The following is a 10,996-nucleotide window of genomic DNA, read 5'->3' on the forward strand; positions in this document are numbered from 1 at the left end:
TCAGGCCGCGAGCCGCCAGTAGAGGAAATGGGTCCAGTGTACCACCTGTGCCAGGCTTGACCGGATCAGCCCCGGCTTTCCAGGCGTCTGACGATCGCCGCCATCAGCTGCGCGGCGATATCGGTGCCGCGCTGATCGTCGATCTCGCGCACGCAGGTCGGGCTGGTCACGTTGATCTCGGTGATGTAATCGCCGATTACGTCGAGCCCCACGAACAGCAGCCCTTTCTCGCGGATCATCGGCTGCACCTGCTCGACCAGCCAGTAGTCGCGATCGGTCAGCTCGCGGGAGACGCCACGACCGCCGGCGGCCAGGTTGCCACGGGTTTCGCCGGCACTGGGAATGCGCGCCAGCCCGTAGGGCACCGGCTCGCCGTCGACCAGCAGGATGCGCGTATCGCCATCCTTGATCTCCGGCAGGTAGCGCTGGGCCATGATCTGGCGCTGGCCGCGTTCGGTGAGCTGCTCGATCACCGCGCCGAGATTGCGGCCGTCGGGGCCAATGTGGAAGATGCCGGTGCCGCCCATGCCATCCAGCGGCTTGAAGATGGTGTCGCCATGCTCGGCCTGGAAGGCGCGCAGCACCGCATCACGGCAGGAGACCACCGTCGGCGGAATGCAGTGGGCGAACTGCTGGGCGAACAGCTTCTCGTTGCACTCGAACAGCGCCCGGGTCGGGTTGACCACCAGCGTGCCCTCCCGCTCGGCAAACGCCAGCAGATGGACGGCATTGAGGAAGTGGCTGTCCACCGGCGGATCCTTGCGCATCAGGATCACGTCGAGCTCGCCGAGCGGCATCGCCTCGCGCTCGCCCAGGTCATACCAGTGCTGCGGATCGCGATGCACCTTCAGCGGGCGCACGCTGCCCATGGCGCGACCCTCGTAGAGATAGAGATCTTCCTGCTCGAGATAGTAGAGCGACCAGCCCATCGCTTCCGCCGCCCACAAAAGCGTCAGGGTGGTGTCCTTCTTGTAGGTAATATCGGCGATGGGGTCCATCACCACGCCGAGCTTGATAGCGTTCTGGCTCATCGATTGGGTCTTCCAGAAGAGGTATTGAATGGGCCGCAGTATGACGCAGCTCTCGCCGCGTCACCAAAAGAGATCGCGTTCGACTCTCCCGCCCCGGCCTCAAATGCCTCACTCGGCGCCACTCAGCTCGTTCCACAGAAAGCGCCACGCCAGCGCGCTCAGTTTCGCCCGCTGGGCGTTGTCCGCCGCGCCGCCGTGGCCGCCTTCGGTGTTTTCGTAGTAGTAGACGTCACCTGCATCCATCGCCGCCATCTTCGCCATCATCTTGCGGGCGTGGCCGGGGTGGACGCGGTCGTCCCGGGTCGAGGTGGTGAACAACACCGCGGGATAGCCCACGCCCTCGCGCAAGTTGTGGTAGGGGGAATAGTCCTGGAGGAAATCGTCCCAGTCGGCGCTGTCCGGGTCGCCGTACTCCGCCATCCACGAGGCGCCCGCCAGCAGCAGGTGGTAGCGCTGCATGTCGAGCAGCGGCACTTCGCAGACCGCCGCGGCGAAGTGATCCGGGTAGCGGGTGATCATGTTGCCCACCAGCAGGCCACCGTTGGAACCGCCCTGGATGCCGAGCTTGTCCGGCGTGGTGACGCCGGTGGCGACCATATCCTCGGCGACGGCGGCGAAATCCTCGAACGCCTTGTGCCGTTCGCCCTTGAGCGCAGCGCGGTGCCAGCGCGGCCCGTACTCGCCGCCGCCGCGAATGTTGGCCACCACGTAGGCCCCGCCGCGCGAAAGCCAGCTGCGCCCGGCGCCGGCGATGTAGTGCGGTGTCAACGAAATTTCGAAGCCACCGTAGCCGTAGAGCAGCGTCGGCAGCGGCGCGGCCGGCCTGTCATTGCCATTCGTTGGATCTCCCGCGCCGGCCGGCAGCACCAGAAAGTAGGGAATCGACGTGCCGTCCAGGCTGGTGGCGAAGCGCTGCGTCACCTGCATGCCGTCGGTGTCGAAGAAGCTCGGCGCGCGCTTGATCGTCTCAAGCCGCTCGTCCGACGACGCCGGATCGCGTTGCGCCAGATCCATCCGCGAGAGCGTGGTGGGCGTGAGATAGTCGGTGGTAATGACGAAGAGCTCATCGCTCTCCTCGTCGTCCACGGCCGCAACTCCGATTTCACCGGCGTCCGGCAAGCCGGGGATCGGCTGTGGCGACCAGTCGTCGCCCTGGCCCGGCGTCAGCACCTGAAGGCGATGCTTGACGTCCTCGAGGATATCCAGCACCAGGTAGTGCCGCGTCCATTCGAAACCTTCCAGCGAGCGGTGCGCATCCGGCGTGAACAGCGTGGTGAAGTTCCGCTCGCCGCGCTTGAACGCCGGATAGTCGATCGCCAGCAGCGCGCCGCTGGGATACGCCACGGCGGCCTCGTTCTCGCCCAGGGTCCAGTCGTCGCGCAGATGGACCAGCAGCCAGTCGCGATGCACCACTGCCTGGGCCGAGAGCGGCACTTCGATGGGGAACGCCTGACCGTCGGGCAGGAGTTCGATCAGACGCTGCTCGTAGAACGCCAGCGCGTGATGGATGAAGTCGCGCTGGAAACCGCGGGTATGGTCGCGAAAGGCGACGGCCATCAGCTCCCGGGTGCCGGCCTCGAAGACGGTTTCCGCCTCGCGCAGCGGCTCACCCCGGCGCCAGCGCTTGACGCGCCGCGGGTAGCCGGAACTGGTCAGCGAATCGTTTTCCGAGCCCGAGTCGGCGCCGCCGAAGTCGGTATAGACGAACACCGTGTCGCGGTCGATCCAGCTCATGCCGCCCTTGGCTTCCGGGCGTTCGAAGCCGTTTTCATCATCGGTCCCGATCCAGCGCTTGCCGATCAGGTCGAACTCGCGGGTGACATCGGCATCCGCGCCGCCGCGGGAGAGTGAGATCAGGGCGCGCTCCCACGGCTCGCCGGGGTGCTTCGGCTCCAGGCAGCTCGCGCCGTGCCAGACCCAGTTTTCCTCCTCGGCGGCGTTCAGTGCGTCGACGTCGATCAGCACCTCCCACTCCGGCCGCGCCTGCCGATAGGAATCCCACGTGGTGCGGCGCCACAGCCCGCGCGGATGCTCGGCATCCTGCCAGAAGTTGTAGTAATGCTCGCCGCGTTTCACCACGAACGGGATGCGGTCGTCGGCGTCGAGAATCTCGCGCAGGCCGGTCTCCAGCACCGCGAATTCGGCATCCGCAAAGCGCGCCAGCGTCCGGCGGTTCTGGTCCTCGACCCAGGCCAGCGACTCGGCGCCATCCACCGCCTCCAGCCAGCGGTACGGGTCGTCGTTCGGGGTGCCGGCCGTCTCGGGATCGGCCGACTGATAGCGACTAGGCGGAAAGTGAAGCACGGGCATCTCCAGAAGCGGTCCAGAAAGCGATAAAGGCTGCCGTCGAGCCTAGCATGTGCCACGACTCAATGGCCGATGGCCGCGTCTATCGCGGCCATCGGCAGATAAAAAATTGGCGATACGTGACCAGCTGTCCGACGCTGAGGGTGATCCAGCTAGTGTTGGCCGTATCTGACCATCGTTCAAACCGTTCCCGCGGCCGGCCACCAACGTCGTATTGGTCGTGCCCCGGCTTCGTGCAACGGTGGAATCGCAATGACCACTTCCGGGAGAGTCTCATGGAGGACTGGACGCAAACCCTGACGGCAGGACCGCTGTTGGGTATCGCCGCGGCAGCGATCGCGCTGCTGCTGATCCTGATCATTCGCTTTCATCTGCACGCCTTTCCGACGCTGGTGCTGGTCAGCCTGCTGACCGCGTTCGCCACCGGCATCCCCGCCGGGGCCGTCGTCGATACCATGACCGACAGTTTCGCTGGCACGCTGGGCTCGGTGGCGCTGCTGGTCGGCTTCGGCGCGATGCTGGGCAAGCTGGTGGAGCACTCCGGCGGCGCCCAGGTGCTGGCCGAGCGGATGGTCTCGCTGTTCGGCGAGGCCCGCGCCCCCTTTGCGCTGGGCATCGCCTCGCTGATCATGGGCTTCCCGATCTTCTTCGATGCCGGCCTGATCGTGATGCTGCCGATCATCTTCGCTGTCGCCAAGCGCCTCGGCGGCCCGGTGCTGCTCTACGCACTACCGGCGGCAGCCGCGTTTTCGGTGATGCACGTGTTCGTGCCGCCGCACCCCGGCCCGGTCACCGCCACCGAGCTCTACGGCGCTAACCTCGGCCTGGTGCTGCTGGTGGGCATCATCATCGCCTTCCCGATGTGGTATCTCTCGGGTTACCTGTGGGGGCGATTCGCCGCCAACCGCTTCGATTTCCGGCTGGAAGTGAGCCTGTTCGGCGGCCAGGACAACGACGAGATCCACAACCCGCCCGGCGTGGGCACGGTCATCGCGCTGCTGTTGCTGCCGCTGGCGCTGATCTTTCTCAACACCGGGCTCGACTTCGCCCGCGCCGCCGGCATGGCCGACAGCGATGCCACCTGGTTCCAGTTCCTCTCCTCGCTGGGCGAGACGCCGATCGCGCTGCTGATTTCGGTGCTGGTAGCGATCTACGTGCTGGGCAGCCGTCGCGGCGAAGGCGGCAGCGCGCTGGAGAAGATCGTCGACTCCTCGCTGGGGCCGATCTGCTCGGTGATCCTGATCACCGGCGCCGGCGGCATGTTCGGCGGCGTGCTGCAGGCTTCCGGCATCGGCGATGCGCTGTCCGATTCGATGAGCGACCTGGGCCTGCCGGTCATCGCCGCCGCCTATCTGGTCGCCGTGGTGATGCGTCTGGCGCAGGGTTCCGCCACCGTGGCACTGGTCACCGCCGCCGGGCTGATGGCGCCGGCCGTGGCCAACGGCGACTTCTCCGCCATGCAGGTCGTCGCGATCACGCTGGCCACCGCCGCCGGCTCGGTCTTCGCCGGCCACGTCAACGACTCCGGCTTCTGGCTGGTGGGCCGCCTGCTGGGGATGGACGTCAAGACCACGCTGATGACCTGGACCGTGCAGCAGGCGCTGGAGTCCGTGGTCGGGTTCGTGCTGGCCTGCGCGGTCTATCTGATCTTCTAGAGCATTCACCGATACGAGGAAAACGATGACCAATCTCTTCGATATTCAAGGCCAACTGGCGCTGATCACCGGTTCGACCCGCGGGCTGGGCAATGCCCTGGCACGCGGGCTGGCCGAACAGGGCGCCCATGTGATCGTTCACGGGCGCCGGCAGGACGCAGCCGAGGAAGCCGCCCGGAAACTGGCGGCGGAAACCGGGGCCAAGGTCGACGCCGTGGCTTTCGACGTGACCGATGCCGAGGCGGTGAAAGCGGCCATCGATCCGCTGATCGAACGCCTGGGCGTGCCGAATATTCTGGTCAACAACGCCGGCCTGCAGAAACGCGGCCCGTTCAACGACTTCGACCCCGCCGACTGGGATGCCGTCATCGCCACCAACCTCTCCAGCGCCTTCTATGTGTCGAAGGCGGTGAGCCCGGCGATGTCGGAACGTGGCAGCGGCAAGATCGTCAACATCGGTTCGGTGCAGTCGAAACTCGCCCGGGAAACCATCGTGCCCTACGCCGCTTCCAAGGGCGGCGTGGCGCTGCTGACTCAGGGCATGGCCGCCGATCTGGCGCGCTACGGCATCCAGGTCAACTGCCTCTCCCCCGGCTACTTCCAGACCGACATGAACCAGGCGCTATGGCAGGACGCCGACTTCAACGCCTGGATCGAGAAGCGCACCCCGGCGCAACGCTGGGGTCAGGTCGAGGAACTGGTCGGCACGCTGATCTACCTCTGCTCCGGCGCCTCGAACTTCGTCTCCGGGCAGAACGTTTTCGTCGATGGCGGCATGACCTCGGTGGTCTGAGCGCCCCTCACGGCGGCGATTCAGCGGCCGCCCTTCTGCGGCGATAGCTTTCCTGTATCGGGCCAGTCGAAAGGATTCATTGTTGGCTGGCTAATCATTTCCTAGACTTTGGTCTATCACTTTAGCCACATCAGGCCGAAGCAAGGAAGGAATTCACGATATGGCAGCACTTTTCGAACCGTTCGATCTCGCCGGTACCCGCCTGAACAACCGCATCGTCATGGCACCGATGACCCGCGCCCGCGCCAAGGGCGACGTGCCCGACGAAATGGGCGCGCTCTACTATCGTCAGCGCGCCAGCGCCGGGCTGATCATCTCAGAAGGCAGCCCCATCTCTCGTGAAGGCCAGGGCTATCTGTTCAACCCGGGCATTTACGGCCCGGACCAGATCGCCGGCTGGAAGAAAGCGACCCAGGCCGTGCACGAGCGCGGCGGCGTGATCTTCTGCCAGACTTGGCACGTCGGCCGTGTCTCGCACACCTCGATCCAGCAGAACGGCGCCGCGCCGATCAGCAGCACCGCCAAGCAGGGCGGCATGGCGTTCGGCTACAACGAAGACGGCCAGCCCGACATGATGGCAGCGACCACGCCGCGCGCTGCCACGACCGAAGAGTGCCACCGCCTCGTCAGCGATTTCGCCCAGGCGGCGCTGAATGCGCGCAATGCCGGCTTCGATGGGGTCGAGCTGCATGGCGCCAACGGCTATCTGCTCGAGCAGTTCATCAACGGCGGTCTCAACGACCGTACCGACGAGTACGGCGGCTCGCGGGAAAATCGCTGCCGCCTGCTGCTCGAAGCGATCGACGCCTCCATCGCGCTGATCGGCGAGCATCGCGTCGGCGTGCGCCTGACGCCCTACGGCACGCTGTTCGACATGCCGATCTATGACGACATCGAAGGCACCTATCTCTATCTCGCCGAAGAGCTGAGCAAGCGCAACCTGGCCTATGTCCATATCATGGATCAGGGCGCCCAGGGGCAGAACGCGCTGCCGCGGGAGTTCCTGCGCCAGTTCCGCGATGCCTATCGCGGCACGCTGCTGTTCGCCGGCAACCTCGACAAGGCGGAAGCGCAGCGCCTGGTCGACGATGGCACCATCGATCTGCCGGTGTTTGGCCGCCCGTTCACCTCCAACCCGGATCTGGTCGAGCGCCTGCAGAACGACTGGCCGCTGGCCGAGTTCGACCCGGATACCTTCTACGGCGGCGATGCCCGTGGCTACGTCGACTTCCCCACCTACGAGGAAGAGCAGGCGCGCCTGGCACGCGAGAAGATGATCGCCGGGAAGTCCTGATCCGGCTCGCGGATCGCGCTAACGATCGTTCGAGACTGTTGTTAAGGACGATCGTGCAGAACGAGAAACGCCCCGATCTCAGGATCGGGGCGTTTTTCATGGGGCGCTCACTGACCATGCGAACCGCTGGTCGTGGTCGATTCTCGCTTAGCGACGAATGCCCAGCGCCTCATGCTGCTTGGCAAACAGCGCCTGACAGCCGCTCTCGGCCAGATCGAGCATGCCGTTGAGCTCGGCGCGGGAGAACGCCTCCGCTTCCGCCGTACCCTGCACTTCGATCAGCTTGCCGTCTTCGGTCATCACCACGTTCATGTCGGTGTCGGCGGCGCTGTCTTCCGGGTAGTCCAGATCGAGCACCGGCGTGCCCTTGTAGACGCCCACCGAGATCGAGCTGACCAGCTGGCGGAACGGGTCGGTCTTGATCATCTTCTTGCGCTGCATGTACTGCAGCGCCTCGACCAGCGCCACGCAGGCCCCGGTGATCGAGGCCGTGCGCGTGCCGCCATCGGCCTGCAGCACGTCGCAGTCGACCGTGATCGTGAACTCGCCGAGCTTCTTCAGATCCACCGCCGCCCGCAGCGACCGGCCGATCAGACGCTGGATTTCCAGCGTGCGCCCGCCCTGCTTGCCCCGCGCCGCTTCACGACCGCTACGGGAATGGGTCGCGCGCGGCAGCATGCCGTATTCCGCCGTCACCCAGCCCTGGTTCTTGCCGCGCAGCCAACGCGGCACGCCGGCTTCGACGCTGGCGTTGCACAGCACCTGGGTATCGCCGAAGCTCACCAGCACCGAGCCTTCGGCGTGACGGGTAAAACCGCGGGTCAGCGTGACCTCGCGGGGCTGATCGGGTTGTCGTCCACTCGGGCGCATGAAAGCCTCTCGATCCAAAACATCAATGACAGAAGCGCCACACTGACGGCGCCTCATGGAGGTCGGCCATTCTACACGGGTCAGCCGTACATTCACGGCTAGCGAGCGGCGGCCAACGCCGTCACGGATGGGTTACACTCGACCGACCAGCTCGACGATTCAAGGAATTCCCATGCCCCACAGCATGACCGCCTTCTCCCGCCAGACCCACGAGGCCAACTGGGGCAGCCTGCAGCTCGAACTGCGCTCCGTGAACCAGCGCTACCTGGAGCCCCACTTCCGCCTTCCCGATGCCCTGCGCGATCTCGAACCGCACTTCCGCGAAGCGATGCGTCAGCGCCTTTCGCGCGGCAAGGTCGAGTGCTTTCTGCGCTTCGATCCCGCCGAGAACGACGCCGCCCCCGGCATCAACGCCGGCCAGCTCAGCGCGCTGACGCACGCGCTGGAACAGGTCCGCGCCCAACTGCCACAAGCGCCAATGCCCAATGCGCTGGAACTGCTCGCCCACCCCGGCGTGATGGCCACCCAGCGCCTCGATCTCGATAGCGTCAAGGCCGCCGGGCTCGAACTGTTCGACGCCGCGCTGAAAGATCTGGAAACCGGCCGCGCCCGCGAAGGTGAGCGCCTGGCAGAGCTGATTCGCGAGCGTCTGAACGGCATACGCGAGCAGGTGGCTATCGTGCGCGAACACTTGCCGACGATTCTCGAGCGTCAGCGCACCCAGCTACTGGAAAGGCTGGAAAGCGCCAAGACCGAACTCGACCCGCAGCGCCTGGAAGCGGAGATGGTGATGCTCGCGCATAAGGCTGACGTTGCCGAAGAACTCGACCGGCTGGAGACCCACGTCACCGAGGTCGAACGCCAGCTCAAACAAAAAGGCCCCATCGGCCGGCGTCTCGACTTCCTGATGCAGGAACTCAACCGCGAAGCCAATACCCTCTCCTCCAAGGCCATCGTCGCCGACACCACCCGCTGCGCCGTGGAGCTGAAGGTGCTGATCGAGCAGATGCGGGAACAGATTCAGAATTTGGAGTGACGATGCCAATCTCGATAGGGACAGAATTGCCAGCTTCAATTAGACTAAGCCCAATGAACTAAGCCACCGGAATATCCAATGGAATCCGTCAACATTCACGAAGCCAAGACTCGGCTCTCCCAGCTCCTCGCCAAAGCCGCGCAGGGAGAAGGTTTTGTCATCGCCAAGGCCGGCAAGCCGATCGCCAAGGTCACGGCCATCGATAGTCCGGATGCCGGGCAGCAGAAGCGAATTGGCTTCATGAAAGGCCAGTTCAAGGTTCCCGAAGACTTCGACCGCATGGGCCAAGACGAAATCGCCGACATGTTCGGGGGCTGATATGAACCTTCTCCTCGACACCCATGTTCTGCTCTGGGCAGCGGCAGAGCCCGAGCGGCTCTCCGATGAGACGACCGGGCTCATCAACGATCAGGGTAACAAGGTCTATTTCAGCGCCGCGAGTCTTTGGGAGATCGTCATCAAAGCCGGCCTGGATCGACCTGACTTCCAAGTAGATCCGCATCTTCTACGCCGCGGCTTGATCGAGAACGGCTACCTTGAGCTACCCATCACCTCTCACCACACCTTGGCGGTCAGCCATTTGCCGGATATTCACAAGGATCCTTTCGATCGCATCTTGGTCGCCCAGGCCGAGTCCGAGGGCTTTCTGCTGCTGACGGCGGATGAACTGGTCGCGCGTTACCGGGGGCCGATTCGGCGGGTTTAAGATTCGCTAGACATGGCGTAGTGAGGGAATCGGATATCACGATGATCAAAGGCCCGCAATACAGGCAAGGTCTAAACGCAATGGGTAATAGACGATATCGCATCTCCTTCACCTCTGGCAGCCTATATCACCGCGAATCGGTGAAGCTAGCCGAGCTGTACCTATCACTCCGGGACTGGGATGAGGTGCGTGCTCAAGCGCTGCGTGACAACCTGTTGCAGGCCAGGACAGAAAGTACGGCAAAGCGCACCTGTAGAGAGGCGATTGCACGCCTGAAGACGTTGACCGAAAGCGAACTGACTTTCCTGGCCGAGGCAAACCACCAGGACCAGGCTCACCTTCTGTGGGTTGCCGTGTGCCGCCTGTACCGCTTTATCGCGGACTTTGCGGTGGAAGTGCTACACGAACGGTTTGTCGCGATGAAGCTGGATCTCAGTTTTGAGGATTTCGATGCCTTCTACAACCGTAAATCGGAGTGGCATGACGAGCTTGATAATGCCAGCGCCTCAACGCGCGATAAATTGCGGCAGGTCCTGTTCAGAATGCTGCGGGAGGCAGGGTTGTTAGCTAAGGACAAAACCATAAACGCAGTACTGCTAAGCCCCAGGCTGATTGAGTTGCTGCGTCAGAACAATCCTGACGAGTTTTTCTACTTCCCAGTCTATGAATCCGATATCAGGGGGATGTCAGCTTGAAAAAGGACATTGCCAAAATGCCGATGCAGGAGCGACTACAGCACCTGTTCAGCGTGGTTTCCGGCCAGCGGTTCCTGAACAAACAGGGACTGGGTAATGAAGTGCCTTTCTTCATCTGCCCCTACCGGCCTGAAGAAGCGGTCGAGATGGAGCGTCTTCAGCGGCAGTTGGTTAACCGGCTGGAGCAGGCGGGCATCCGGATCCTGAGTATCAATCTGTACGACCTGGCCGTCGATATTTTGAAAGAAAGAGACATCTGGGAGCAGGTGTTGGAGCTCGAGCCCACGGTCTCAAAGGATCAGCTGAAAGAACTGCTACAGGGAGTGCTGGACCCGGAAGCCCATTTGGTGCCCGCTATTGCGGCAAAGCTCCAGTCCGTTGAGTTTGACGTGCTGTTTCTCTCAGGGGTGGGGGAGGTCTTCCCCTACATACGCTCCCACAACGTGCTCAACAACTTGCAGAGCACCGCCAAAGACCAGCCAACGGTGATGTTCTTCCCGGGCTCCTATACCCACTCGCTGGAAACCGGTGCATCGCTGGATCTGTTCGGCAGGCTGCATGACGACAAGTACTACCGTGCGTTCAACATCTTTCATTACGAAGCCTGAG

The 10,996-nt window shown here is 63.7% G+C and carries 11 protein-coding genes; 8 read left to right on the forward strand and 3 right to left on the reverse strand.

The window, feature by feature from the left end; translation table 11 throughout:
* Positions 1 to 65 precede the first annotated feature (65 nt).
* A complete protein-coding gene (gene gshB / locus R3F72_RS15445) occupies positions 66 to 1,031 on the reverse strand; it encodes a glutathione synthase (RefSeq protein ID WP_087720989.1) in 966 nt (321 codons plus the stop codon).
* 108 nt (positions 1,032 to 1,139) lie between these two features.
* Entirely contained in the window at positions 1,140 to 3,335 is a 2,196-nt protein-coding gene (locus tag R3F72_RS15450; protein WP_332780104.1) for a prolyl oligopeptidase family serine peptidase, read from the reverse strand.
* 278 nt (positions 3,336 to 3,613) lie between these two features.
* Here R3F72_RS15450 and R3F72_RS15455 point away from each other — a divergent pair, with 278 nt between their 5' ends.
* From R3F72_RS15455 to R3F72_RS15465, 3 genes are all read left to right on the forward strand, one after another.
* Entirely contained in the window at positions 3,614 to 4,993 is a 1,380-nt protein-coding gene (locus R3F72_RS15455) for a GntP family permease (protein ID WP_332780105.1), read from the forward strand.
* 25 nt (positions 4,994 to 5,018) lie between these two features.
* The gene (locus R3F72_RS15460; RefSeq protein WP_087721031.1) at positions 5,019 to 5,786 is read left to right on the forward strand and encodes a glucose 1-dehydrogenase; all 768 of its coding nucleotides are present in this window, start codon (positions 5,019 to 5,021) and stop codon (positions 5,784 to 5,786) included.
* A gap of 160 nt (positions 5,787 to 5,946) precedes the next feature.
* Complete coding sequence (locus tag R3F72_RS15465; RefSeq protein ID WP_332780106.1) at positions 5,947 to 7,080, forward strand: alkene reductase; 1,134 nt, start codon at positions 5,947 to 5,949, stop codon at positions 7,078 to 7,080.
* Between the two features lie 147 nt (positions 7,081 to 7,227).
* On the opposite strand, the gene rph is transcribed toward R3F72_RS15465, so the two are convergent.
* The gene (gene rph / locus R3F72_RS15470; protein ID WP_332780107.1) at positions 7,228 to 7,950 is read right to left on the reverse strand and encodes a ribonuclease PH; all 723 of its coding nucleotides are present in this window, start codon (positions 7,948 to 7,950) and stop codon (positions 7,228 to 7,230) included.
* 172 nt (positions 7,951 to 8,122) lie between these two features.
* Here rph and R3F72_RS15475 point away from each other — a divergent pair, with 172 nt between their 5' ends.
* The 5 genes from R3F72_RS15475 to R3F72_RS15495 all read left to right on the forward strand — a co-directional run bounded on the left by R3F72_RS15475 (position 8,123) and on the right by R3F72_RS15495 (position 10,995).
* Positions 8,123 to 8,986, forward strand: a complete 864-nt coding sequence (locus R3F72_RS15475) for a YicC/YloC family endoribonuclease (protein ID WP_332780108.1) — start codon at positions 8,123 to 8,125, stop codon at positions 8,984 to 8,986.
* Between the two features lie 78 nt (positions 8,987 to 9,064).
* Positions 9,065 to 9,304 (forward strand): type II toxin-antitoxin system Phd/YefM family antitoxin, encoded by a 240-nt coding sequence (locus R3F72_RS15480; RefSeq protein WP_332780109.1) that lies wholly within the window; start codon positions 9,065 to 9,067, stop codon positions 9,302 to 9,304.
* A gap of 1 nt (position 9,305) precedes the next feature.
* Entirely contained in the window at positions 9,306 to 9,692 is a 387-nt protein-coding gene (locus R3F72_RS15485) for a type II toxin-antitoxin system VapC family toxin (protein WP_332780110.1), read from the forward strand.
* Positions 9,693 to 9,733: 41 nt separating this feature from the next.
* Positions 9,734 to 10,387 carry a DUF1819 family protein gene (locus R3F72_RS15490; RefSeq protein WP_332780111.1) on the forward strand — a complete coding sequence of 218 codons (654 nt, stop codon included), beginning with the start codon at positions 9,734 to 9,736 and terminating at the stop codon, positions 10,385 to 10,387.
* Positions 10,384 to 10,995, forward strand: coding sequence for a DUF1788 domain-containing protein (locus tag R3F72_RS15495; protein ID WP_022988851.1), 612 nt, complete (start codon positions 10,384 to 10,386; stop codon positions 10,993 to 10,995). The genes R3F72_RS15490 and R3F72_RS15495 overlap by 4 nt, the downstream gene beginning before the upstream one ends.
* Position 10,996 lies beyond the last annotated feature (1 nt).

This window comes from Salinicola sp. 4072, from assembly GCF_036663415.1.
GTDB lineage: Bacteria > Pseudomonadota > Gammaproteobacteria > Pseudomonadales > Halomonadaceae > Salinicola > Salinicola salarius_A.

Excerpts from the sequence above, each read along its gene's own strand:
- R3F72_RS15485 (WP_332780110.1), top strand. The coding sequence starts at position 9,306 with ATGAACCTTCTCCTCGACACCCATGTTCTGCTCTGGGCAGCGGCAGAG.
- R3F72_RS15490 (WP_332780111.1), top strand. The coding sequence starts at position 9,734 with ATGATCAAAGGCCCGCAATACAGGCAAGGTCTAAACGCAATGGGTAAT.
- R3F72_RS15460 (WP_087721031.1), top strand. The coding sequence starts at position 5,019 with ATGACCAATCTCTTCGATATTCAAGGCCAACTGGCGCTGATCACCGGT.
- R3F72_RS15475 (WP_332780108.1), top strand. The coding sequence starts at position 8,123 with ATGCCCCACAGCATGACCGCCTTCTCCCGCCAGACCCACGAGGCCAAC.
- R3F72_RS15480 (WP_332780109.1), top strand. The coding sequence starts at position 9,065 with ATGGAATCCGTCAACATTCACGAAGCCAAGACTCGGCTCTCCCAGCTC.
- R3F72_RS15465 (WP_332780106.1), top strand. The coding sequence starts at position 5,947 with ATGGCAGCACTTTTCGAACCGTTCGATCTCGCCGGTACCCGCCTGAAC.
- R3F72_RS15455 (WP_332780105.1), top strand. The coding sequence starts at position 3,614 with ATGGAGGACTGGACGCAAACCCTGACGGCAGGACCGCTGTTGGGTATC.
- gshB (WP_087720989.1), bottom strand. The coding sequence starts at position 1,031 with ATGAGCCAGAACGCTATCAAGCTCGGCGTGGTGATGGACCCCATCGCC.
- rph (WP_332780107.1), bottom strand. The coding sequence starts at position 7,950 with ATGCGCCCGAGTGGACGACAACCCGATCAGCCCCGCGAGGTCACGCTG.